At 61.8% G+C, this 22,628-nt stretch carries 22 protein-coding genes; 5 read left to right on the top strand and 17 right to left on the bottom strand.

Annotated elements, in window-relative coordinates; translation table 11 throughout:
• Positions 1-2: 2 nt before the first annotated feature.
• Positions 3-581 (bottom strand): TetR/AcrR family transcriptional regulator, encoded by a 579-nt coding sequence (locus GR197_RS07650; RefSeq protein WP_164008159.1) that lies wholly within the window; start codon positions 579-581, stop codon positions 3-5.
• Positions 582-795: 214 nt separating this feature from the next.
• Here GR197_RS07650 and GR197_RS07645 point away from each other — a divergent pair, with 214 nt between their 5' ends.
• The 3 genes from GR197_RS07645 to GR197_RS07635 all read left to right on the top strand — a co-directional run bounded on the left by GR197_RS07645 (position 796) and on the right by GR197_RS07635 (position 3,847).
• Positions 796-1,596, top strand: a complete 801-nt coding sequence (locus GR197_RS07645) for an inositol monophosphatase family protein (protein ID WP_164008157.1) — start codon at positions 796-798, stop codon at positions 1,594-1,596.
• 112 nt (positions 1,597-1,708) lie between these two features.
• On the top strand, positions 1,709-2,812 hold the full coding sequence (locus GR197_RS07640; RefSeq protein ID WP_164008155.1) for a flagellar motor protein MotA: 1,104 nt from the start codon (positions 1,709-1,711) through the stop codon (positions 2,810-2,812).
• Between the two features lie 3 nt (positions 2,813-2,815).
• Positions 2,816-3,847, top strand: a complete 1,032-nt coding sequence (locus GR197_RS07635; RefSeq protein WP_164008153.1) for a peptidoglycan -binding protein — start codon at positions 2,816-2,818, stop codon at positions 3,845-3,847.
• On the opposite strand, the gene GR197_RS07630 is transcribed toward GR197_RS07635, so the two are convergent.
• From GR197_RS07630 to GR197_RS07610, 5 genes are all read right to left on the bottom strand, one after another.
• The gene (locus GR197_RS07630; RefSeq protein ID WP_164008151.1) at positions 3,848-5,098 is read right to left on the bottom strand and encodes an RNA polymerase sigma factor; all 1,251 of its coding nucleotides are present in this window, start codon (positions 5,096-5,098) and stop codon (positions 3,848-3,850) included.
• Positions 5,099-5,105: 7 nt separating this feature from the next.
• Positions 5,106-5,444: a YciI family protein gene (locus GR197_RS07625; RefSeq protein ID WP_164008149.1), complete on the bottom strand. Its 339-nt coding sequence runs from the start codon at positions 5,442-5,444 to the stop codon at positions 5,106-5,108.
• Between the two features lie 269 nt (positions 5,445-5,713).
• The gene (locus tag GR197_RS07620; protein ID WP_164008147.1) at positions 5,714-5,902 is read right to left on the bottom strand and encodes a YegP family protein; all 189 of its coding nucleotides are present in this window, start codon (positions 5,900-5,902) and stop codon (positions 5,714-5,716) included.
• 263 nt (positions 5,903-6,165) lie between these two features.
• The gene (locus GR197_RS07615; protein ID WP_164008145.1) at positions 6,166-7,158 is read right to left on the bottom strand and encodes a Bug family tripartite tricarboxylate transporter substrate binding protein; all 993 of its coding nucleotides are present in this window, start codon (positions 7,156-7,158) and stop codon (positions 6,166-6,168) included.
• A 145-nt stretch (positions 7,159-7,303) separates the two neighbouring features.
• Positions 7,304-9,106, bottom strand: a complete 1,803-nt coding sequence (locus tag GR197_RS07610; RefSeq protein WP_164008143.1) for an ABC transporter transmembrane domain-containing protein — start codon at positions 9,104-9,106, stop codon at positions 7,304-7,306.
• Between the two features lie 193 nt (positions 9,107-9,299).
• Here GR197_RS07610 and rpmE point away from each other — a divergent pair, with 193 nt between their 5' ends.
• Positions 9,300-9,521, top strand: coding sequence for a 50S ribosomal protein L31 (gene rpmE / locus GR197_RS07605; protein WP_003542805.1), 222 nt, complete (start codon positions 9,300-9,302; stop codon positions 9,519-9,521).
• 231 nt (positions 9,522-9,752) lie between these two features.
• Here rpmE and GR197_RS07600 read toward each other — a convergent pair whose 3' ends face one another.
• The 3 genes from GR197_RS07600 to GR197_RS07590 all read right to left on the bottom strand — a co-directional run bounded on the left by GR197_RS07600 (position 9,753) and on the right by GR197_RS07590 (position 12,292).
• Positions 9,753-10,268, bottom strand: a complete 516-nt coding sequence (locus tag GR197_RS07600; RefSeq protein WP_003542804.1) for a DUF1465 family protein — start codon at positions 10,266-10,268, stop codon at positions 9,753-9,755.
• 389 nt (positions 10,269-10,657) lie between these two features.
• Positions 10,658-10,849 (bottom strand): DUF1192 domain-containing protein, encoded by a 192-nt coding sequence (locus GR197_RS07595; protein ID WP_164008141.1) that lies wholly within the window; start codon positions 10,847-10,849, stop codon positions 10,658-10,660.
• 144 nt (positions 10,850-10,993) lie between these two features.
• Positions 10,994-12,292 carry an MFS transporter gene (locus tag GR197_RS07590; protein WP_164008139.1) on the bottom strand — a complete coding sequence of 433 codons (1,299 nt, stop codon included), beginning with the start codon at positions 12,290-12,292 and terminating at the stop codon, positions 10,994-10,996.
• Between the two features lie 172 nt (positions 12,293-12,464).
• On the opposite strand from GR197_RS07590, the gene GR197_RS31920 reads away from it, so the two are divergent.
• Positions 12,465-12,629 (top strand): hypothetical protein, encoded by a 165-nt coding sequence (locus GR197_RS31920; protein ID WP_007631475.1) that lies wholly within the window; start codon positions 12,465-12,467, stop codon positions 12,627-12,629.
• 22 nt (positions 12,630-12,651) lie between these two features.
• On the opposite strand, the gene GR197_RS07585 is transcribed toward GR197_RS31920, so the two are convergent.
• From GR197_RS07585 to tkt, 8 genes are all read right to left on the bottom strand, one after another.
• A complete protein-coding gene (locus GR197_RS07585; RefSeq protein ID WP_164008137.1) occupies positions 12,652-13,575 on the bottom strand; it encodes a PhzF family phenazine biosynthesis protein in 924 nt (307 codons plus the stop codon).
• Between the two features lie 145 nt (positions 13,576-13,720).
• Positions 13,721-14,746: a class I fructose-bisphosphate aldolase gene (locus GR197_RS07580; RefSeq protein ID WP_164008135.1), complete on the bottom strand. Its 1,026-nt coding sequence runs from the start codon at positions 14,744-14,746 to the stop codon at positions 13,721-13,723.
• Between the two features lie 224 nt (positions 14,747-14,970).
• Complete coding sequence (locus tag GR197_RS07575; protein ID WP_164008133.1) at positions 14,971-16,173, bottom strand: phosphoglycerate kinase; 1,203 nt, start codon at positions 16,171-16,173, stop codon at positions 14,971-14,973.
• Between the two features lie 69 nt (positions 16,174-16,242).
• The gene (locus tag GR197_RS07570; protein ID WP_164008131.1) at positions 16,243-18,117 is read right to left on the bottom strand and encodes a potassium/proton antiporter; all 1,875 of its coding nucleotides are present in this window, start codon (positions 18,115-18,117) and stop codon (positions 16,243-16,245) included.
• A gap of 300 nt (positions 18,118-18,417) precedes the next feature.
• A complete protein-coding gene (locus GR197_RS31915; RefSeq protein WP_204330106.1) occupies positions 18,418-18,594 on the bottom strand; it encodes a hypothetical protein in 177 nt (58 codons plus the stop codon).
• Between the two features lie 150 nt (positions 18,595-18,744).
• Positions 18,745-19,059 (bottom strand): hypothetical protein, encoded by a 315-nt coding sequence (locus GR197_RS07565; RefSeq protein ID WP_164008129.1) that lies wholly within the window; start codon positions 19,057-19,059, stop codon positions 18,745-18,747.
• Positions 19,060-19,301: 242 nt separating this feature from the next.
• Positions 19,302-20,312, bottom strand: coding sequence for a type I glyceraldehyde-3-phosphate dehydrogenase (gap, locus tag GR197_RS07560; RefSeq protein WP_164008127.1), 1,011 nt, complete (start codon positions 20,310-20,312; stop codon positions 19,302-19,304).
• A gap of 82 nt (positions 20,313-20,394) precedes the next feature.
• Positions 20,395-22,368 (bottom strand): transketolase, encoded by a 1,974-nt coding sequence (gene tkt / locus GR197_RS07555; RefSeq protein WP_164008125.1) that lies wholly within the window; start codon positions 22,366-22,368, stop codon positions 20,395-20,397.
• Between the last annotated feature and the right edge of the window lie 260 nt (positions 22,369-22,628).

Raw genomic sequence — 22,628 nt, 5'->3', positions numbered from 1 at the left:
GGTCAGCGGAGGCTTCTGATTGCCATGCGTGCGATACCGCGAAGCGTCTCCGGCGGGGCGCCGTTTCGGGCGCTGACTTTCATGCCCGACAGAGCAGCGCCGAGAAATGGAATGGCATCGGCGATATCGATATCGGTCGCGAGTTCTCCGGCCCCTCGAGCCTCGCCGAGAAGGCTCTCGATCGCCGAGTGAAGCGCGCGGCCGGCGCTGTCGGTAAGAGCCGCGACCTCGGCATCGGTGCGGCCGAATTCGCAGATGGCGCTAACCCCGAGGCACCCGCGCCGCGCCTCGGCTGCGGGACGCGAGGCGAAGGCGACAAGTGCGCCTTCCAGTGCTTCGATCGGTCGGCCGTTGCGGTGAAGATCGGCCATGATCTTGCCGATGCTTTCGGTATTGTAGCGCTTCAGTGCTTCCAGATAGAGTCCGCGTTTATCGCCGAAGGTATCGTACATGCTTTGTCGGCTGATATTCATCGCCGTCAGCAGGTCCGCGGTTGAGGTGCCTTCATAGCCGTGCTCGGAAAATACGCTGATGGCGGCTTGAAGGGCGATGTCGCGATCGAATTCCTTGTGTCGTGCCATGTCAAAGCTTCTATCGATATTGGACTTATCTGTCCAGAATAAAATTAATGGTGTTTGGCGCTGCAGGGCAGCCATGCGCGCCTCCTCTTGAAATTTCCCTGATTTTGTGGTCTTGAGGCCGCCAATCTTTGCAGCGCTGCCTGTCATGCAAGTTCAGGGACACTTCCCGCCCCTGGCAGCGCGCACCCCGTATCAGTCCCAAGGAAATGCGCCGATGGCCCGTTCAGCTCTTCTCAATGTCATGGTTCAGGCTGCCCTCAAGGCAGGAAAATCACTGGGGCGTGATTTTGGCGAAGTGCAGAACCTGCAGGTTTCGGTGAAGGGACCGGGCGACTTTGTTTCCACCGCCGACCGCAAGGCCGAAAAGATCGTCAGGGAAGAGTTGCTCAAGGCGCGTCCGACCTATGGTTTCCTCGGCGAGGAAAGCGAAGAGATCAAGGGCACGGATGGCGCGCATCGCTGGATCGTCGACCCGCTCGACGGGACGACCAACTTCCTGCACGGCATCCCGGCCTTCGCTGTTTCGATTGCGCTCGAACGCAACGGCGAGATCGTTGCCGCTGTCGTCTTCAATCCGGCAACCGACGAGCTCTACACCGCCGAGCGCGGCGGCGGCGCCTTCCTCAACGACCGGCGCCTGCGTGTCGCCGCGCGCCGCGCGCTGTCGGATTGCGTCATCGGTTGCGGCGTGCCGGCGCTGGGCAAGCGCAATCACGGCAAGTTTCTGGTCGAGCTTCGCCACGTGATGGGCGAAGTGGCGGGCATCCGCCGTTTGGGATCGCCGACGCTCGACCTTGCCTATGTCGCCGCTGGGCGTTTTGACGGTTTCTGGGAAGCGGAGCTTGCGCCCTGGGACATGGCGGCCGGCATCCTGCTCATCCGCGAAGCCGGCGGATTTGCCACCGATTGGGACGGCGGAACGGCCATGCTGGAGAGCGGCGCGATCATCGCCGGCAACGAAGCCATCCACAAGGCGTTGATCGAAGTCGTCAGGCGGCCAATTCCTGCCAAGTAAGCGAACGAAAATCCGGCTGTTGTAAAGTCAGGGTTTTCGCCTCGGCATACTTCAATTCGGCACAATGTTGCTCTAGGCTCCGCCAGCAATGACTCCGGAGGCAGCGGACCCTATGGAAAATGTGAATGTGGCGGAGATCGGCTCCACCGAAAAGACGGCAGGCGGTTATGCCTACAGGCTTTCGAGCCCGATGCCCTTCCTCTGGACGATGCTGCTTTTCCTCGTCATCGTCGGCTTTATCGCCGCCATCCTCTTCCGCCAGACGCAGACCGCCTTCATGCATAATCCGGGCCTCAACGGCCTGATCGTCGGCGTTCTCGGGGTCGGAATCATTCTTGTTTTCAACCATGTACTGGCGCTTCGCCCCGAAGTGCGCTGGTTCAACTCGTTTCGTGCAGCGGGCAGCGCCGACAAGGTCAACCGCAATCCGCGGCTGCTTGCGCCGATGCGGGCGCTGATCGGCAGCCGCAAGACCGCAGTGGCGCTGTCGACGACGGCGCTGCGCTCGATCCTCGATTCGATCGCCACCCGCCTCGACGAATCGCGCGATGTCTCGCGCTACTTGATCGGCCTGCTTGTCTTCCTCGGCCTGCTCGGCACCTTCTGGGGCCTCATCGGCACGATCGGTTCGATCAGCATCGTCATTCAGTCGCTCGACGCCGGCTCGAACGGCACGGGGGACGTGCTCTCGGCGCTGAAGGAAGGGCTTTCCACGCCGCTTTCGGGCATGGGCCAGGCCTTCTCGTCCTCACTGCTCGGCCTCTCCGGCTCGCTCATCCTCGGCTTTCTCGACCTGCAGGCCGGCCGCGCGCAGAACCGCTTCTACATGGAGCTGGAAAACTGGCTCTCCTCGGTCACCGATGTCGGTTCCGATCTGGCACCCGCCCTCGAGGCCGTTTCCGGCGCTTCCTCCGAGGACATGCGCGCTCTCTCCGATTATCTGCGTAAGGTCTCCGAAGAGGGCGGGGCCGGCAGCCAGCGTTCCGTCGCTGCCATGGCGAGCCTTGCCGAAGGCATTCAGGGTCTCGTCAAGAACATGCGTAACGAGCAGCAAATGCTGCGCGACTGGATCGAGGCACAGCAGGACGAGGCGAAGGCGATGCGCCGCACGCTCGACCGACTGGCCGAACGCATCGGCGTGCAGGAGCGCGCAGGCGACCGGGGCGAGCGGGTGCGCGACCGCGCCACCCAGGCAGAAAAGAGCGAGGGCAAATAAGCCATGGCTCTTGCCCGCAACCGGCGCCGTGAACGCACGGTGGATTACTGGCCGGGCTTCGTCGACGCGTTGTCGACGCTGCTCATCTCAATCATGTTCCTATTGACGGTGTTCGTCGTCGGACAGTTCATCCTCAGCCGCGAGATCACCGGACGTGATGAGGCGCTCAATCGCCTCAACAGTCAGATCAACGAGCTGACGCAGCTTCTCGCGCTCGAAAAGGGCAGCAACCAGGACCTCCTGGATTCGGTCGCCAATCTGCAGGCCTCGCTTGCCAGTGCCGAGGGCGATCGTTCGCGGCTACAGGCATTGCTGAGTGCCGGGTCGGGGGGGCAGGATGCGGCGCAGAAGCGGATCGGCTCGATGACCCAGGAGCTCGACGAGCAGAAGCAGGTGAGCGAGCGGGCGCTGAGCCAGGTCGAACTGCTGAACCAGCAGATCTCAGCGCTTCGCAGCCAGATCGCCGCCGTCGAAGCAGCCCTCCAGGCGTCGGAGGATAAAGACCGGGTCTCGCAGACCAAGATCGCCGATCTCGGCAGCCGCCTCAATGTTGCGCTTGCCGCGCGCGTGCAGGAACTGAACCGCTACCGTTCCGACTTCTTCGGCCGCCTGCGCGAGATCCTTTCCGACCGTGAGAATATCCGCATCGTCGGCGACCGCTTTGTCTTCCAGTCGGAAGTGCTGTTTCCCTCGGGCGGCGCCGATCTCAACCCGGAGGGGCAGACCGAGATGGCAAAGCTTGCCGCCGCCCTTCTCGATGTCGCCAAGGAAATTCCGCCGGAGATCAACTGGGTGCTGCGCGTCGACGGCCATACCGATAATGTGCCGCTTGGCGGAACAGGCCGCTATCGCGACAATTGGGAACTCTCTTCGGCCCGCGCGATTTCGGTCGTGAAGTTCCTGATCGCGCAGGGCGTGCCGGCCGACCGGCTGGTTGCTGCCGGCTTCGGCGAGTTCCAACCGATCGCGCCAGGCGAAACACCGGATGCGCGCGCCACCAACCGCCGCATCGAGCTGAAGCTGACCGAGAAATAATCAGCCTGAGATTGATTGCCGCGCCTCCTTCAGCCGGTCGGCGAGAAAATCGCGCACTGCGGGGCTGTCGCTGAGGCCGATCGCCGCCATATAGGCGTCCGCTGCGGCGGCATTGTCGCCGGTCTGTGCCAGAAGAAAGGCCCGCACGGCCCAATAGGGCTGGTATGCCGCAACGTCGCGCGGGTCGAACTTGTCGAGCTGTTCCAGGCCGGCGGCGGCGTTCGAGGCCCTGCCGATCACCGCAGCCTGGCTGACGCGTGCGCCGAGCGTCGGTTTCATCATCACCAGCGCCGCGTAGAGTGTCGTCAGCGCCTGCCAGTCGGTCGTCCCCGAAAGCCGGCGCGCCGCATGTGCGGACTGGATCGCCGCCTGGCACTGAAAGGGGCCGAACCGGTCGAAACCTCCGGCCTTGCGCAGCAGGGTATCCGCCTCGGCTATCATGATCGCGTTCCACGCAACGGTATCCTGCTCGTCGAGCGGCACATATCGGCCATTGCTGTCGCGCCGGGCGTTGTGGCGGGCCTCGCAGTGAAGCATCAGCGACAGAAGGCCGATCGCCTCCGGTTCGTCCGGCAGCATCGCCAGAAGTGCGCGGCCGAGCGAGATCGCTTCACCGGCAAGCGAATGGTGTCCTTCTATGCCGTCGAGACCGTCCCATCCGAGACCGTAGGCGGCGTAGATTGCCGACAGCACGGTGGCGAGCCGCCCTGCCAGGGCCGGGCGGGGCGGGATGGCGAAGGGAATGCCGGCATCGCGGATCTTCACCTTGGCCCGCACCAGCCGCTGGCTCATCGCCTCCGGCGAAACGACGAAGGCCCGTGCAATGGTTCTCGCCTCGATGCCGAGAACGGTCTGCAGCATCAGCGCCGTATGCACGGAACTGTCGATGGCGGGATGGGTGCAGGCAAACAGCAGCTTCAGTCGCTCATCGGGGAAGACGGCGTGGCCGGCTTCGTTCATGCGTTCCTCCGCCTCCTCGAAGGCGACCGATATCGTCGTTTGCGCATTGGTCTCGACGATGCGATGGCGGGCGGCCTGCATGAGGTTGCGGCGTGCAGCCACCAGCAGCCAGGCTTCCGGGTTGCCGGGCACGCCGCGCTCCGGCCAGACACGAAGGGCCGAAGCCAGCGCTTCCGACAGTGCGTCTTCCGCCGCCGGCACGTCGCGCGAGCGGGCGGCAAGGAAGGCGATGAGCTTGCCGTAGGACTGTCGCGCTACCTTTTCGGCAGCGCGGGCGGCATCGGGCGGCATTGCCGCCTCACATCTGCAGGCGCGGGCGCACCTCGACCGACCCCTTGTCGGAGATAGGCACGCGGGTCGCCCATTCGAGTGCGGTGTCGATGTCGGGAACATCGATCAGATAAAAGCCGCCAAGTTGTTCCTTGCCTTCTGGATAGGGGCCGTCCTGAACGTCGTGCTCATCGCCTTTGCGCCGCACGACCGTGCCGGTCTCCGGGGCCGTCAGCCCGGCGCCACCGGTCATGATCCCCGCCTGGGCGAGCGCCTTGCTGTAGGCGACCCAGCCGTCGCGATAGGCGGGATCGCTGCGGTTGGCGAAATCCTCGGCGGCTTCGCGAATGATAAGAGCATATTGCATGGAAAACTCCTGATCTTGTTGTGGCGTTGATCCGGACATCCGATATCGGGAATATCCCGACAGCCGTGACTCCCGGCGGAGCGGTTCAGCCGTTCCGAGACAATGAGGCGCGGCCGCCGGCCATTTCGACATGGCTTTCAAAAAATATGCGAAAAATAAATGTCGCCGAAAATGACAAGCAACCAGGCCGGGCGGGCTCAAGGGTACCGGCGCTGCTCAGGGCGCGCGGAAGGGCAGGGACGGCATTTAAGCCGCCGCTGCCGATCTGATCAGGATTCAGCCTTCGTCTGATCGACGACGTCGGCAGTAGGCGTGTTCTTCTTGATGGATTCGATGGCACTCATGGCGGACGCCTTCGCCTTGTAGCCCTCGGACGAGAACATGGCTTCCCCGTTCGATGCCTTGAAGCGGAAGCGGAACTCGCCTGATTTATCCTTATAAACTTCGAATTTATACATGGATGTCTCCCGAAACGCTGAATTGCAACCATCAGCGTCAATGAGGCTAGATCAAAATGGCGAGCTTTTCCACTACCTTAATTAGAATTGGCTGCTTAGAGCATGATGCCGAAAAGTGTGCGCGGTTTTCGGACGACATCATGCTCTAATCTTTGCTGTAGAACAGGATTCAGATTTTAGGCCAACGGGCCTAAAATCATCCTGTTCTAGCGTCCAATTGCCACGATTTCCATCGGACGCAAGCGAAAGCGTCTGCGCCGCCGTCACTCCATCTGGATGTTCGCGCCCTTGACTACCGGTCCCCATTTGGCAAGCTCGGCCTTCACATGGGCGGCGAGTTCCTCCGGCGTCGAGCCGACGATGGTGGCGCTGAATTCCTTCATCCGTTCGGCAACGGCGGGGTCTTTCAGCGCCTTGTTGGCCGAGGCATTGAGGCGCATCACGACCTCGTTCGGCGTCATGGCTGGGGCGAAAAGCGCATTCCAGGTATAGGTCTCGTAACCTGCTATGCCTGACTCGGCGATCGTCGGCACATCGGGGAAGGAGGGCGCGCGCTCGGCCGTGGTCACTGCCAGCGCCCGCAAAGTGCCGGCCTTGATGTGGCTCGACGAAGAGGGCAGGTTGTCGAACATGATCGGCACCTGATTGCCGATGACGTCGTTCAATGCCGGGCCGGCGCCCTTATAGGGAATGTGCTGCATGCTGACGCCAGCCATGGCTTTGAAGAGTTCGCCGGAAAGATGCAGCGGCGTGCCGTTGCCCGACGAAGCATAGCTGTATTTGTCGGGCTCGGCCTTCAGCAACGCGATCAGCTCCGGCACGGTCTTGGCCGGCAATTCCGGATTGACGACCAGCACGTTCGGCACGACGACAAGCAGTGAGACCGGCGCGAAGTCCTTCTCGGGATCATAGGGGGTCGACTTGAGGATCAGCGGATTGAGCGCGTGGGTCGCGACAGTGCCCATCAGAATGGTATAGCCGTCAGGTTCGGCGCGGGCGACGTTATCGGCGCCGAGATTGCCGCCTGCGCCGGCGACGTTTTGGACGATCACCTGCTGGCCGAGATCCTCCGACATCTTCTGCGCGACGATGCGGGCAACGACATCGGTCGAGCCGCCGGCCGCGAAGGGCACGACCATGGTGATCGCGCGATCGGGAAAATCGGCAGCAATGGCAGGCGCGCCGAAGACACAGGCCGCAAGCACGCCGAAACCGAGCGCAAGGCCCGCACGTCGCGTCATATCGAAAGGCGCCATTCCTATCTCCTCCCCAAATTTCGATAGCGATATTCCCCAACCCGGGGCATGGAGAGGGTAGGGCAGGAGACTCGAATGACAACCGCAGGAAGGTGCGGAGGAAGTCAGACTTTAGTCGCTGTCGGCGGAGATAGGGGATGACGGCCTATTTCGTGGCAGCGAGCACATCCTCGTTGGCGGCGTCGAATTGCAGCCGCGCCAGCCGCGCATAGATGCCGCCTTGGCGGATCAGGCTCTGGTGGGTGCCCTCCTCGACGATGCGGCCCTGATCCATGACGAGGATGCGGTCGGCCTTCAACACGGTTGCCAGGCGATGGGCGATGACGAGCGTCGTGCGGCCGTCCACCAGGCCATCGAGCGCCTTTTGCACCAGCGTCTCGCTTTCGGCGTCAAGTGCTGAGGTCGCCTCGTCGAGCAGCAGCACCGGCGCGTTCTTCAGGATGGCGCGAGCGATGGCGATGCGCTGGCGTTGGCCGCCGGAGAGCGTAATGCCACGTTCACCGACTTCGGTCTGGTAACCCTGATCCAGCCGCGCGATGAATTCATCGGCCTGGGCCGCAAGGGCTGCGGCGCGGATCTCGTCAGGCGAGGCTCCGGGACGGCCGAAGGCGATGTTGTCCTGGATCGAGGCGGCAAAGATGGTGACATCCTGCGGCACGATGGCAAGGCGCTGGCGCAGCTCGTCCGGCGTTGTCAGCTGAGCGTCGACACCATCGATTTTCACGCTGCCCCGCTGCGGGTCGTAGAAGCGAAGCAGCAGCGAGAAGACGGTGCTCTTGCCGGCACCGGAAGGGCCGACGATGGCGACCGTCTCGCCCGGCGCAATAGCGAAGCTCAACCCATGCAGCGCCGATTTTCCGGGGCGCGAGGGATAGGCAAAGTGTACATCGGCAAATTCGACGCGGCCACGGCCGGGCGAAGGAAGAGCCTGCGGGCTGGCGGGGGCGGCGATCGGCGAGACTTCGTCGAGAAGCTCGGTCAGCCGGTCGGCAGCACCGGCTGCCTGCGAAAGTTCGCCCCAAACCTCCGACAGCGCACCGAGCGAGCCGGCGGAGATGACGGCATAGAGCAGGAACTGGCCGAGCGTGCCGGCCGAAAGCGTGCCGGCGAGTACGCTGTGGGCGCCGACCCAGAGCACGGCGACGACGCTGCCGAAGATCAGCGTGATGGCGATCCCGGTCAGCAGGGCGCGCGAGCGGATGGCGGCGCGGGCCGCTTCATAGGCGGATTCGACGGCGGTGCCGTAGCGCGTCGCTGCGGCATCCTCGCCGTTGAAGGCCTGGACAGTGCGGGTCGCGGCGATCGTCTCGTTGGCGAAGGCGGAGGCGCCGGCGAGCGTATCCTGGGCGGCGCGTGAGCGCTTGCGCACCGAGCGGCCGAAGGCGACGAGCGGGAAGACGATCAGCGGGATCGCCCCGATGACAAGGCTGGAAAGTTTCGGCGAGGTGACGATCATCATGCCCATCGCGCCGAGACAGAGGATAAGGTTTCTGAGCGCCACCGAGGCTGTGGCGCCGACGGCGGATTTGATCTGCGTCGTATCGGCGGTCAGGCGCGAAACGATCTCGCCGGATTGGTTGACGTCGAAGAAGGAGGGCGACAGCCTCGTCACATGGGAAAAGACATCGCGGCGAAGATCGGCGACAATGCGCTCACCGATGGTGATGACGAAATAATAGCGCAACGCGCTTGCGACCGCGAGCACGACAGCCATGATCATCAGCATGGCGAAGTAGCTGTTGATGAAGCGGCCGTCGGACTGGGTGAAGCCGTGGTCGATCATGCGACGCACGGCGAGGGGCAGCGCCAGCGAGGTGATGGCGGCAAGCGCCAAGGACATCAATGCGCCCGCCACTAGGCCGCGATAGCGCATGACGTAGGGCGTCAGCCTGCCGAGCGGCCGTAGCGACCGCCTCTTGTTTTCCTCAGCCCGTGCCTGCTCTGCCAACTCGTCTCCGATCGCCCGCAGGACCCGCTCAATGCGGCCTGTTGGCTCTTGTTATCTAGACGTCCTTCATGTATAGGCACCGCATCCTAATGGGAAGCCGTAGCCATCATGACTGCGGCTTCATTTATTCAATCGGTTCGTTGGCCGCAACTGCATGCGGCAAATTGAACTCCGGTAGCGCAGGAAGATTGTTATGAAGGCAGGCATCCATCCCGAATATCACATGATCAAGGTGGTCATGACCGATGGCACCGAATACGAAACCCGCTCGACCTGGGGTTCGGAGGGTGCTGTCATGAACCTCGAAATCGATTCCAAGTCGCATCCGGCCTGGACCGGCGGCAACCAGCAGCTCATGGACCGCGGTGGCCGCGTCTCCAAGTTCAACAAGCGTTTCGGCGGCCTCGGCCTCTAAAGCGCGCTTCTCGCGCTTTAGCTCTTGTTTTTGCGCATGTCGTTGCCGCAAAACCGCTGCACATTTTTGTGCGACATGCTTTAGTCGCTTCTGCTCGACGGAATTGAAGAGAGCCCGGTTTTGCCGGGCTTTTTTGCGTTCTCGATGTTCGGAGATACGTGAGTTAGCAAACAAATAAAAACCGGCCGCGTCAGACGCGGCCGGTTTCAAATCGGATTCTCTCAGATACGGTCAGTTGTTGCCGAAGGCGGTCTGCAGCAGGGAAAGCTGGGCCTGGACGCTGTTCTGATTGTCGTGAACGATCACAGCTTCGGACGGGCGATAGATCTCGCGGTCGAGCAAAGCGATGCGGTTCTGCAGACGCAGCGAGCGCTCGACGAGGTCGCGGAAGGATTCCGGCAGGTCGCCCCAGCCCGGCGCGGCGCGGTCGACGTTGAAGCCGTCGAGACGAACCTTGTTCTTCTCGGCCAGCACCTGGTCGCGAGACATTTCGCCATTGTTGACGGCGCGCTGCAACAGCAGCCATGAGGCCATCTGCATGAGGCGGGTGGTGAGACGCATCGATTCTGCGGCGTAGAGGACCGAAGCCATCCGCGGCAGAACCTTGGAAGCGGCGCGGCCCTGGCCATCCAGATAGGCGGCAGTCTCTTCGACCAGCGACATGCCTTCCGCATAAAGTGCCTTGAACTGCGAGGATGCAGCGGCGCGACCTGCAAAACTGATCGTGTTCAATCCAACTTCCGACATCGCAATAGTCCCTGTTGCACGCAGCTACATATATTCAGGTAACGCGGGCACCGACGGAAAAGTTTCCGAGCCCGGTCTTTATGACTTTAAGATGGTATCATTAGCCCAAATGCGCAAGCCGTTTCTTAAGAAAGGGTTAATCTCCACAGTTTCGTGGAGAAGCGCTGGCCAGAGGAAAAAGAAGAGCCGCAAAAGCGGCTCTCAAGGTAAAACAGGGAGAAAAATCAGACCAATTCACCGCTTGGAAAACTGTCTGAGATCCAGAAAAAATCCGGATGAGTACAGTAATACCTTATAAAGCTTAATAATTTATTAACATTGTGCCGAAGTAAGACTTGAGGCGAACTGGTTTATCCGCCTACAGCCTTGATTTTAGGGTTTTTATCGGACTATGAGCGGAAGAAGTTTTCCGCTGCCTGCCGCCCGGAAGCCTTGCGGGCCGCTTCGGCCTCGAGACGGGCGATCTCCGCCTTCAGCAAATCCACTCGCGCGTTCAGTTCGTCCACCGAAAGCATAGAAAGATCGGCGCCGATCTCGTGGGCGGTCTTCTTCTGCGGCCGGTCGTCATCGATGAAGCTCATGGGTTCTCCTCCGTTGCTGCCTGGAGCATCCTACCGAAAGTTACGGAATCGGAATTTAGGCCGATCCGGCCTGAATTCATCCTCAACTTTGTTTTTATGCATGTCGCCATGCCGGAACCGCAGCACCCTTCCGAACGACCTGCATTAGCCGAACTTTACAGCGGGATCACCGCTTTCTGGAGACTTCCCGGTTTCAGGCGGTTTGCCAGTGCCGCGATCGGCCAGCGACATGCTTTGCGGCGTCAGCATCGGCGAGGTGCCGGTCGGGATCGTCGTATAGGCGTCACGATCGCTGGCCGGGACGGCGGCGCGGATGCGGCTCCTGATGATCGCGTAAACGGTGATCAGCACGTGGGCGATGGCGGTGACGAGGAAAAGCGCATGCGGCGTGATCACCGACATGACGGGACCGCCGATCGTCGGGCCGATCATCGTGCCGATGCCGTAGAGCAGCAACAGGCCGCCGGAGACCTTGACGAAATCCTCCGATGCCGCGAAGTCGTTCGCGTGGGCGACGGCGATCGGATAGAGCGTATTGGCCACCGCGCCGTAGAGGACCACGAGCCCAATCAGCAAGGCGGGTGACGTTGGGTGGAGCAAAAAGATCAGCAAGCCGGCGAGGGCGGCGACCCCGGACATGGCAGCGAGCACATAGCGCCGGTCGATGCGATCGGAGAGCCGGCCGGCCGGTAGCTGCATCACGGCGCCGGCGAAGATCGTGGAGCTCATCATGATGGCGATGCTGGTGTCGGAGAGCCCGGCGCCTGCGCCGAAGACGGCGCCGAGCGTACCGTAGGCGCCGTTGGCGATGCCGACGAGCAGAATGCCGAGGCAGGAGACCGGCGAATTGCGATAGAGTGCCGGCAGGTCGAGGCGCACCGCCTTCAGCGGCTGCGGCGAAGCGGCGGTCGAAAGCGTCGTCGGCAGCATGGCGATGCAATAGAAGATGCCGCAGATCATGAACAGCACCGGCGTGCGCACGTCCTCGAGCGGGATCATCATCTGGCCGCCGACAACGCCGAGCAGCGTGATGCCGATATAGAGCGAGAAGATCGCGCCGCGGCTCTCATTGCTGGCACGCTCGTTCAGCCAGCTTTCGATGATCATCGAGGTGCCGGCGGTGGAGAAGCCGGTAACGGCGCGCAGGACCACCCACCAGACCGGATGGATGATGATGCCGCTGACCAGGGCGATGATGGCGATGATCGAGATGAAGCCGGAGAAGGCGCGCACATGGCCGACGCGGCGCACCAGTTTCGGCGCCACCAGGCAGCCGATAACGAAGCCTCCGGCCCATGAGGTGCCGAGCAGGCCAAGTGTCGTGGTGGCGTAGCCTTCGAGATTGCCGCGCACGGGAAGCAGGATGCCCTGCAGGCCGTTGCCCATGAAAAGGAAGAGCGTGCCAAAAAGCAGCGCGGCGACGGACAGAAGGTTTCTCTTCATTTCCCCAGACTCGGTCTCAGTGATTTTGAAATAGACATAAGGCAGGACCTGCGTCAGCCAGCCTCAAGATGATTGATTGTGCCCCGGAATGTCTTTACGGCGTGTGGAGATCCTGTGTTCGCGCGGAAAAATGTCCGTCCTGTGACATTCCGAAAAATGGAAAAAATAAAGCATGACAAAGCTGATAGCCTTGCTGCTCATCCTTGCCATGGCGATACAGGTGATCAAGCCGCTCGGGTTTCCCGGCCTCAGGCGGCGGATGGATTTCTGGAAGATCGCGTTGATCGCTTTCGGGATCTGGGCGCTGGACCTGCTGTTGCGCGATTTCCTGATGTAGGCCTGTCGTCGGCCTGCGATCGTCAGTCCTGCAGGATGATCTCCCCGCGCATGACGGGAACACAGCTGCCCGAGATGACGACATCGGTGACGGTGCCCCCGGATTTCACGACATCGAGGGCGATGACGCTGCGCCGGCCCATTTCGACGCCCTGTTCGACGGTGATGCGGACGTTCATATCGGCCTCCGACGCAAGCGAGGCGAGATAGGCGCCGAGTGCGGCCGAAGCGCTGCCGGTTGCCGGGTCTTCGGGCACATTGTCGAGCGGTGCGAACATGCGGGCGCGGATAGTCCACGGATCGTCGGGTGCGCGAACATAAAGGAACAGCGAGAAGTCATGGCCGCTCGTCGTCTGGCGGCCGGCAGCCGCCTGGAAACCGGCAAGGTTCGGACGGGCCGCGGCCAGCGCTTCGAGCCCGCTCAGCTCTGCGACGGCGAAGTTCAGCCCGACGGACGCAAAGACCGGGGCATGGACGGTGCTGACGATCACGCCCGGCTCGAGGGTGACGCAGCGGGCGATGGTTTCTTCGGCAATGGTCTCGCCGGTCACCAACGGCTGCGGCGCGCGGATGGCGGTGGCCTCGAGCCGTCCGTTGTTGCGTTTCAGGCTGACTTCGACGATGCCGGCCTTTTCCTCGAAGCGCAGCTTCTCGCCGACCGGCTTGCCGAAGATCTCCGTCCGCTGGCCGAGCACATAAGCGGTGCCGACATTCGGATGGCCGGCGAAAGGAATTTCCATCGTCGGGGTGAAGATGCGTACACGGGCGGAATTCTCAGGGTCTTCAGGCGGCAGGACGAAGGTGACTTCGGAATAGTTGAACTCGGTGGCGATCTTCTGCATCGCCGCGTCGGTCAGGCCGCGCGCATCGGAGATCACGGCAAGCGGATTGCCCTCGAAGCGGGTAGAGGTGAAGACATCGACGGTGACGTAGGAGAGGGTGTCCATGGGGGCTCCTGTTGCAGTTGCCGCTATGGATAAGCACGATTTTCCGGCGAGGCGAGCCGGTTTCTTGTCGCCGTGACAATGCAAGAAGGGGCGGCAACATGGTGTTGCCGCCCCTTCTTTATCGGAGTTAAGGCTGCTGAAAAAATCAAGCCGCCTTTTCGAGGTCTTTCTTCCAGCTGCCCTTGGCCGCGAGGCTGTTCATCTCGGCGCGGTGAGTGAATTCGCGCTGGCCGGCGGCGACGTTCTCAGGCTTGCCGTTCCAGGCCTTGAGGGCGCTGTCCTGCAGGGCGCGGCCGTAGGAGAAGGTGACGAGCCAAGGCAGGTCGGCGCTGGAATTGATGGCGGAAAGATGCGCCGTCGCTTCTTCGGTCGTCTGGCCTCCCGACAGGAAGGCGATGCCAGGGACGGCGGGCGGAACAGTCGCCTTCAGAACCTTGACCGTGCGCTCGGCAACTTCCGCGACCGAGGCCTTGCGGGCGTTCTTGCCATCGATGACCATATTTGGCTTCAGGATCATGCCTTCGAGGTTGACGCGGGCATCGGCCAGTTCCTCAAAAACGATGCGCAGCGTCGATTCGGTGACTTCGGAGCAGCGGTCGATCGTATGGTCGCCCGGTTTGCCGTCCATCAGGCATTCCGGCTCGACGATCGGAACAATCCCGGCCTCCTGGCAGAGTGCGGCATAACGAGCAAGCGCCTGAGCGTTGGCGCGGACGGAACCGCGGGTCGGCAATGTCGACGAGATGGCGATGACACCGCGCCACTTGGCGAAGCGGGCGCCGGCTTCATAATAGCGGGCAAGGCGTTCGCCGAGGCCATCGAGGCCTTCGGTGATGGTTTCCGCAGGATATTTCGCCATCGGCTTGGCGCCGGTGTCGACCTTGATGCCGGGAATGGAACCTGCAGCGCGAATGATGTCGACGAAAGGCGTGCCGTCCGCGGCCTTCTGGGAAAGGGTCTCTTCGAAGAGAATGACGCCGGAGATATATTTCTTCATCGCATCGTCGGAGCGGAAGAGCATCTCCCGATAGTCACGACGGCTGGTTTCGGTCGATTCCAGGTTGATCGTGTCGAAACGCTTCTTGATGGTGGAGGTCGATTCATCTGCCGCAAGCAGTCCCCGGCCGCCTGCAACCATCTGCACTGCAATGTCTTCCAGTCGTTCGCTCATCTCGTTCTCTCCACAGCATTAAACATCGGCAATTTCAGAATATAGGACGGCGATAACAGAAGTTGATAGAGAGGAAAATGGAAGGCTAAGTCATTGAAACGATTGAAATCAATTCAATCGTTTGAAAATCTGGGTTTTTTTCCATCGGCTGAGCAAAAGACCGCGGAGAGCGCTCTCGCCGCCGCGGTCTATCCACATGTAAAACCAGTCGAATCGGCTTGCGGCTATCTGGCGGCGTTGAGGACGGCGACGCCTGGAAGCTCCTTGCCTTCCATCCATTCGAGGAAAGCGCCGCCGGCGGTGGAGACATAGGTGAATGCGTCGGCAACGCCGGCATGGTTCAGCGCCGAAACCGTGTCGCCGCCGCCGGCAACGGAGGTGAGCTTGCCGGCTGCCGTGCGCTCCGCGGCGTATTTCGCGGCAGCGACCGTGGCGGCATCGAAGGGCTCGATCTCGAAGGCGCCAAGCGGGCCGTTCCAGACGAGAGTCGAAGCGCGCTCGATCCAGGCATTGATGGCTTCGACGGATTTCGGCCCGACATCGAGCACCATGGCATCGGCGGGAATGGCGTTGATATCGACGGTCTCATTGGCGGCACCCGCCTTGAACTCGCGGGCAATCACGCCGTCTTCCGGCAGGATGATGGCGCAGCCTGATGTCGCGGCCTCGATCATGATCTGCTTGGCGGTTTCGGCGAGATCATGCTCGCAGAGCGACTTGCCGACATTGGTGCCGCGCGCGGCGATGAAGGTATTGGCCATGCCACCGCCGATGACGAGCGCATCGACCTTCTTCACGAGGTTCATCAAGAGATCGATCTTGGTCGAGACCTTGGCGCCGCCGACGATCGCGACGACAGGGCGGGCGGGATCACCCAGACCCTTTTCCAGCGCCACCAGTTCGGCCTGCATGGTGCGGCCGGCATAGGCCGGCAGGTGGTGCGCAAGGCCCTCGGTCGAGGCATGGGCGCGATGGGCGGCGGAGAAGGCGTCGTTGACATAGATGTCGCCGTTGGCAGCAAGCGACTTGGTGAAGTCGGGGTCGTTCTTTTCTTCGCCCTTGTGGAAGCGGGTGTTTTCCAGAAGCAGGATATCGCCGTCATTCATCGCCGCGACGGCGGAGGCGGCGGCCTCGCCGATGCAATCGGACGCCGTCAGCACGGCATGATCGAGTACTTCCTCGACCGAAGGGGCGATCAGCGACAGCGACAGATCAGGCGAAGGGCCGTCCTTCGGTCGCCCGAAATGGGCAAGCAGGATCACCTTGGCGCCCTTCTCGGACAGTTCGAGGATCGTCGGCGCCACACGCTCGATGCGCGTCGTATCGGTGACCTTGCCGTCCTTGACCGGGACATTGAGGTCGACGCGGACGAGAACGCGCTTGCCGCGGATGTCGGAAAGATCGTCGAGGGTCTTGAAAGAAGGCATGGGGAAATCCAGTCTTGGTTGGCGGAAGTTGCGGCGACCATAGCAAGGATCATTTGAGACGCAAGGCGTTCAACGGCCGTTTTCGCGTGTGCCTTCGTCACGTCCGGACGGTGCTTTCGCCGCGGTTTCGGAGGCTGCGGTTTCGCGGCTTCGGCGCCCTTTGAGCCGGTCGCGGATGCGCTGGATAATGTCCTTGAGATTAAGGAAGATCGGCAGCGTGATCGCCGGCTCGACCGCTTCCAGCGACATTCCGACGGAGCTGACGTGATCGCGCTCGTCGAGATCGCGGACGATGAGAATGATCGAGCCGAGACGAACGCGGTCGGCATAGTCGGCCTTGCCGCCGAGGCGCTGCCGCATCAATTCGGCGATCGTCAGGCCCTTTTCGGATTCGTTGAGCAAGCCGGGGCCATAGGCGGCGTCGAGATCGGCGGCCGGGCGGGCAGGTGAGAGCGCGAAGGCTCCGAAAAAATCGGCATCGTCCTCATCCACCGGCGCACGGCTGGCGAAGAGCCGGTCGAGCAGGCGGGAGTAGCTCGGGACGATGAAGAGGTAGACGAGATCGTTCTCGCGCAGCCGGCCGGCATATTGGTAGCGCATCGACTTGCCGTCGCGGATGACAAGCGAAGGCGTCGCCCAACGCGGGATGCGCTCGCCGCGCAGCACTGGACTATCCTTGATGACGCGGTAGGAGAGCAGTTCGTGGTTGGCAGCACCCGGTAGGTCGACCTCGACCTTGTCGACGGCACCGATACGCGGCGGAATGATCAGGCCGAGCTTCTTGGCGACGGGCTTGATCGTCCAGCCCTGGAGGAGCAGCGAGACCAGCACGATGATGAAGGCCGTGTTGAAATAGATCTGGCCGTTCTCAAGCCCGCCGAGGATTGGCATGATGGCAAGCAGAATGGAGACGGCGCCGCGCAGGCCGACCCAGGCAACGAAGCCGATTTCCTGCTGCGTGTAATCAAACGGGAGCAGCGACAGCCAGACCGCCAACGGCCGGGCGACAAAGATCAGGAAGAGGGCAAGCAGAATGGCGGGCACAATGATGACCGGGAATTGCGACGGCGTCGCAAGCAGGCCGAGCACCAGGAACATGATGATCTGCGCCAGCCACGTCATGCCGTCCTGGAAGCGTTTGATGGTGCCGATCGCCCGCATCTTGCGGTTTCCGGCGTAAATCCCGGCAACATAGACGGCGAGGAAGCCGCTGCCGCCGACCGCGCCGGTGAAGGAGAAGACGAGAAGGGCGAGCGCCAGCACGAAGATCGGCGTCAGGCCGCGATCGGTGTCCAGCTTACTGACGACCAGCACGATCATCATGCCGCCGAGCAGGCCGAGGATGACGCCGAGGCCCATCTGCTGGACGAACATAGCGAGCATGCCGATATTGATGCCGGCCGAACGCTCGCCGCTCGCCAGCACCTCGACGAGGGCGATGGTGAGGAAGATCGCCATCGGGTCGTTTGTGCCGGATTCGACCTCCAGCGTCGAGCGCACCTTGTCGCGGATATTGATGCCGCCGATGCGTAGCAGGAAGAAGACGGCGGCGGCATCCGTCGATGCGACGATCGAGCCGAGCAGCAGGCCTTCCAGCCAGGTGAAGTTCAAAAGCCACATGGCGGCGAAGGCAAAGAGCGAGGCGGTAATCAGCACGCCGACCGAGGCGAGTGCCAGAGAGGGAACGGCCGCCAGCCGGAAGGCATGCATCGGGGTGCCGAAGCCGGAATCAAACAGGATGACGGCCAGTGCGATGGAGCCGAGAATATAGGCGAGGTAGTTGTTACTGAACTCGATGCCGAGCCCGTCGACGCCGGCGGCAAGGCCGATCATGAGGAAAAGCAGCAGCAGGGGAGCGCCGAAGCGGAAGGCAAGCAGGCTCGAAAAAGCGGCAAGAAGCACGAGCGCCGTCGAGACCAGCACCACGATATAAAACGCTTCCATGCCCACCCCTTTCCATCGACTGCTTGACGAATACAGCCGCCCCGGCCGATCCGCCTTACTCCAACCCCTCCTGACGCGCGGCGGTCCACCAGTAAACGGCAAAACGTCAGAGAAGGGTAGGCCTTGCGGCTTAACCTCGTCGCGACGCTGCATCATGCTGCTGAACGGCTGCCGGACGGCCAACCGACACGGAATGCTACGGGAGAAATTGTCTATAAGGAATGTATAGGAAAATCAGGCGAGAGCAGGGCAAAAGAGACAGGCAGGGATTTTTCCTGCCGGTCGGCCGCTGCTCTGCGATCACAACACTGCCTGAAATATGACGATGGCGAGAAACGTGAGGCCAATGAACGCGGCAACCGAGAGGACCAGACGGTTAGCCTTTGCCAGCACGGCAGGTCTGACGTCCCTCTTGGGGTGAAACCGCTGCCGCCGCTTGAGGGTGGTGGGGGACGAGCGTTTTTGTGCCTCTGCCATTTATCGCCTCCACTTGGATCATTTCAGCCATTGTGCAGCGCCGTGCATATCCTCAATCTATCACGCTTGGTCGGCGGATTACCAATCCGTCATCGCGAGCGGCAACGCCACACCGAAGCTGTCGCTTCGGTGTAGCTGTCGAAGCCGGAGTCAGTCGTCGGTGTCCCCGCCCTCGTCGGTCAGATCCGCGACCGGCACGAGGAAAACGACGAACTCGTCCTCGATGGTTCTTTCGGGGTCGTCGTCGAATTCATAGGCGTGCTCGACTTCGCTGGCCTCCTCGGCGGTTGCCTTGCGCAGGCTGAGCACCGCTTTACGGTCCCACAGGGGTTTGCCCTCCGACTCCAGGATGGTCAGGTCGTCGCGAAAGTCTTCCGCCTCGAAGAAATGCGTCGCATCCTCGCTATTTTCGGAGCGAAAGCTGGCAACGGCGCGGCCGGCGATTTCTACGGTAAAATAATCCATCCATCTCTCTCATATTGGCGACAGCGCTGCCGCACGGTATTGGCGTTCCGCGCCTAGCCGGTGGCCGATGCGGCGCGAGGAACTGGGCATTGTGGAATGTCCAGGTGAACTATCCTAACAGATCTCATCCCGGCCATGGACGAAAAGATATTAGTGCAGGGTAGACTGGTTTCGTTTGCGACATGGCAACAAAAAACGGCCCGGTTTCCCGGGCCGCTTGTCTGTTGATGCTTTAACAGCGCTCAGATGAGCTTGGCGAAAGCGACGGCCGTGTCGGACATGCGGCTGGAGAAGCCCCACTCGTTGTCGTACCAGGACAGGACGCGCACGAAGTTGCCTTCCATGACCTTGGTCTGATCGGTTGCGAAGATCGAGGAGTGGCTGTCGTGGTTGAAGTCACGGGAGACCAGCGGTTCGTCCGTGTAGCCGAGGACGCCCTTCAGCTTGCCGTTTGCGGCAGCCATGATGGCCTCGTTGATTTCGCCAACGCTGGTGGCCTTCTTGGCGACGAACTTGAAGTCGACGACGGAAACGTTCGGGGTCGGAACGCGGATCGAGGTGCCGTCGAGCTTGCCCTTCAGATGCGGCAGAACGAGGCCGACTGCCTTGGCGGCGCCGGTCGAGGTCGGGATCATCGAAAGAGCGGCGGCGCGGGCGCGATACAGGTCCTTGTGCATCGTGTCGAGCGTCGGCTGGTCGCCGGTGTAGGAGTGGATCGTCGTCATGAAGCCGTGGTCGATGCCGACGGCGTCGTCGAGGATCTTCACAACCGGCACCAGGCAGTTTGTCGTGCAGGACGCGTTGGAGATGACCATGTGCTCCTTGGTGAGCTGGTCATGATTGACGCCGAAGACGACAGTCAAATCGGCACCGTCTGCAGGTGCCGAAACGATGACGCGCTTGGCGCCGGCCGTCAGGTGGGCGGCAGCCTTGTCACGGGAGGTGAAGATGCCGGTGCATTCCATCGCGATGTCGACGCCGAGTTCGCGGTGCGGAAGCGTCGCCGGATCCTTGATGGCGGTGACCTTGATCGGCTTGCCGTTGCCGACGATGATCGAGTCACCCTCGACTTTCACGGTGGCCGGGAAGCGGCCGTGGATCGAGTCGTAGCGCAACAGGTGGGCATTGGTTTCGACGGGGCCGAGGTCGTTGATGGCGACGACTTCGATGTCGGTACGGCCGGATTCGACGATGGCGCGAAGGACGTTGCGGCCAATGCGGCCGAAGCCGTTGATGGCAACCTTGACTGTCATGTTCATTCACTCCCGATAGAGTAGGGCCCGATACAGCCGGGCCTGGAATTGAGGAGATGGAGAGCGCCTCAAGGCGCCCTCATTAAAGCTTTGCTTCCGCGGCCGCAACGACGGCGTCGGTGGTGATGCCGAAATGCTTGTAAACGTCCTTCACCGGGCCGGAAGCGCCGAAGCCCTTCATGCCGACGAACGTGCCTTCCGGTCCGATAAAGGCGTCCCAGCCTTCGCGGACGGCGGCTTCGACGGCAATCTTGACCGGCGAGTTGCCGAGGATTTCCTTGCGATAGGCGTCCGGCTGCTCGAAGAACAGTTCCGTGCAGGGAACCGATACGACGCGCACGGTGACACCCTTGGCTTCAAGGGCTGCGCGGGCGGCGACGGCGATTTCGACTTCCGAACCGGAGGCGAAGATCGTCACCTTGGCGTCGGTATTGCCGGCCAGCGTATAAGCGCCCTGTTCGCAGAGGTTCTTTTCGCTGTATTCGGTGCGGGACGCAGTGAGGTTCTGGCGCGTCAGAGCAAGGCCCGAAGGACGGTTGTGCGTCTTGATGGCGATCTGCCAGCATTCCGCCGTTTCCGTGGCGTCGGCCGGACGGAAGATCATCAGGTTCGGGATGGCGCGCAGACCGGCGAGCTGTTCGACCGGCTGGTGCGTCGGGCCGTCTTCGCCGACACCGATCGAGTCATGCGTCAGCACATGGATGACACGGATGCCCATCAGCGAAGCAAGGCGGATCGGCGGGCGGCAATAATCCGAGAAGATCAGGAAGCCGCCGCTATACGGGATCAGTCCGCCGTGCAGTGCAATGCCGTTCATCGCAGAGGCCATGCCGTGCTCGCGGATGCCCCAATGCATGTAACGGCCGGCGAAATCCGTCGGCGTGATCGAGTGCATCTGGCTGGTTTTGGTGTTGTTCGACGGCGTCAGGTCGGCGGAACCGCCGAGCGTTTCCGGCAGGAAGCCGTTGATGACCTCGAGCGCGTCCTCCGAAGCCTTGCGGGTGGCGACCGTCGGCTTGGTCTCGGCGAGCTTCTTCTTGAAGGCGCTGATTGCGGCATCGAAGCCTTCCGGCAGCTCGCCTGCCATACGGCGGGTGAATTCGGCCTTGGCCGGAGCCTTGGCCAGACCCTGTTCCCACGCGTTGACGAGATCGACGGAGCGGGCGCCGGCTGCACGCCAGGTGTCCAAGACGTCCGACGGGATGACGAAGGGCTCAGATTCCCAGTTCAGCGCCTTGCGCGTGGCGGCGATTTCCTCGGCGCCGAGCGGGTTGCCGTGGACCTTATGGGTGCCCTGCTTGTTCGGCGCGCCGAAGCCGATGATCGTCTTGCAGGCGATGAAGGTCGGGCGGTCGGACTTGTGAGCAGCTTCGATCGCTTCGGCGATAGCGGCCTGATCGTGACCGTCGATCTCGATCGTGTTCCAATGAACGGCCTTGAAACGGGCGATCTGATCGGTGGAATCAGAGAGAGATACGGCGCCGTCGATGGTGATCGAGTTGTTGTCCCAGAACAGAACGAGCTTGTTGAGTTTCAGGTGGCCGGCGAGGGCGATTGCTTCGTGGCTGATGCCCTCCATCAGGCAGCCGTCGCCGCAGATCGCATAGGTATAGTGATCCTGAAGATCGGCGCCGAATTCCTCGCGCAGCTTGCGTTCGGCAATTGCCATGCCGACGGAATTGGCAATACCCTGACCGAGCGGACCGGTCGTCGTTTCGATGCCGGTGGCGTGACCGTATTCCGGATGACCGGCAGTCTTCGAGCCGAGCTGACGGAACTGCTTCAGATCTTCGATCGTCATGTCAGGATAGCCGGTCAGATACAGCAGCGAATAGAGCAGCATCGAGCCATGGCCGGCCGAGAGTACGAAGCGGTCGCGGTTCGGCCAGTGCGGCTTCTTCGGATCGAACTTCAGATATTTGGTGAACAGGACCGTTGCCACATCAGCCATGCCCATCGGCATGCCGGGGTGGCCGGAGTTCGCCTTTTCAACGGCGTCCATGGCGAGAAAACGGATTGCATTCGCCATCCGGTCGTGTTGTTCGGGAGAGGTCATGGCTTTTCCGCAAGTTCCGGGTGTCGGGGGATGGCCTCGAGCCTCCAAGACCATCGAGTGAAAGCGGCAGAGACATAGCAGTTGGGGCGGGCAAGTCAATAAATGGCAAGCCAAATCCGGGCAGGCGATGGCGATTTTTGACATTTGATCGCGCGATTGTACAAATGACAAATCGCCTATCGTCGGCATGTGTAAAACGCTCATCCACAGGATAGGCCGGTAGGCAAGTGACAGGATTTATTGACGGGCCGTCGGCGAGC

The organism is Rhizobium phaseoli (assembly GCF_010668805.1).
Taxonomy (GTDB): Bacteria; Pseudomonadota; Alphaproteobacteria; order Rhizobiales; family Rhizobiaceae; genus Rhizobium; species Rhizobium phaseoli_A.
The sequence above is the reverse complement of the archived record's forward strand: the minus strand, read 5'-3'. Positions and strand labels throughout refer to the sequence as shown.

Bases quoted from the DNA above. Each gene is read 5' to 3' on its own strand.
- GR197_RS07650 (WP_164008159.1), bottom strand. From the start codon at position 581: ATGGCACGACACAAGGAATTCGATCGCGACATCGCCCTTCAAGCCGCC.
- GR197_RS07645 (WP_164008157.1), top strand. From the start codon at position 796: ATGGCCCGTTCAGCTCTTCTCAATGTCATGGTTCAGGCTGCCCTCAAG.
- GR197_RS07640 (WP_164008155.1), top strand. From the start codon at position 1,709: ATGGAAAATGTGAATGTGGCGGAGATCGGCTCCACCGAAAAGACGGCA.
- GR197_RS07635 (WP_164008153.1), top strand. From the start codon at position 2,816: ATGGCTCTTGCCCGCAACCGGCGCCGTGAACGCACGGTGGATTACTGG.
- GR197_RS07630 (WP_164008151.1), bottom strand. From the start codon at position 5,098: ATGCCGCCCGATGCCGCCCGCGCTGCCGAAAAGGTAGCGCGACAGTCC.
- GR197_RS07625 (WP_164008149.1), bottom strand. From the start codon at position 5,444: ATGCAATATGCTCTTATCATTCGCGAAGCCGCCGAGGATTTCGCCAAC.
- GR197_RS07620 (WP_164008147.1), bottom strand. From the start codon at position 5,902: ATGTATAAATTCGAAGTTTATAAGGATAAATCAGGCGAGTTCCGCTTC.
- GR197_RS07615 (WP_164008145.1), bottom strand. From the start codon at position 7,158: ATGGCGCCTTTCGATATGACGCGACGTGCGGGCCTTGCGCTCGGTTTC.
- rpmE (WP_003542805.1), top strand. From the start codon at position 9,300: ATGAAGGCAGGCATCCATCCCGAATATCACATGATCAAGGTGGTCATG.
- GR197_RS07600 (WP_003542804.1), bottom strand. From the start codon at position 10,268: ATGTCGGAAGTTGGATTGAACACGATCAGTTTTGCAGGTCGCGCCGCT.
- GR197_RS07595 (WP_164008141.1), bottom strand. From the start codon at position 10,849: ATGAGCTTCATCGATGACGACCGGCCGCAGAAGAAGACCGCCCACGAG.
- GR197_RS07590 (WP_164008139.1), bottom strand. From the start codon at position 12,292: ATGAAGAGAAACCTTCTGTCCGTCGCCGCGCTGCTTTTTGGCACGCTC.
- GR197_RS31920 (WP_007631475.1), top strand. From the start codon at position 12,465: ATGACAAAGCTGATAGCCTTGCTGCTCATCCTTGCCATGGCGATACAG.
- GR197_RS07585 (WP_164008137.1), bottom strand. From the start codon at position 13,575: ATGGACACCCTCTCCTACGTCACCGTCGATGTCTTCACCTCTACCCGC.
- GR197_RS07580 (WP_164008135.1), bottom strand. From the start codon at position 14,746: ATGAGCGAACGACTGGAAGACATTGCAGTGCAGATGGTTGCAGGCGGC.
- GR197_RS07575 (WP_164008133.1), bottom strand. From the start codon at position 16,173: ATGCCTTCTTTCAAGACCCTCGACGATCTTTCCGACATCCGCGGCAAG.
- GR197_RS07570 (WP_164008131.1), bottom strand. From the start codon at position 18,117: ATGGAAGCGTTTTATATCGTGGTGCTGGTCTCGACGGCGCTCGTGCTT.
- GR197_RS31915 (WP_204330106.1), bottom strand. From the start codon at position 18,594: ATGGCAGAGGCACAAAAACGCTCGTCCCCCACCACCCTCAAGCGGCGG.
- GR197_RS07565 (WP_164008129.1), bottom strand. From the start codon at position 19,059: ATGGATTATTTTACCGTAGAAATCGCCGGCCGCGCCGTTGCCAGCTTT.
- gap (WP_164008127.1), bottom strand. From the start codon at position 20,312: ATGACAGTCAAGGTTGCCATCAACGGCTTCGGCCGCATTGGCCGCAAC.
- tkt (WP_164008125.1), bottom strand. From the start codon at position 22,368: ATGACCTCTCCCGAACAACACGACCGGATGGCGAATGCAATCCGTTTT.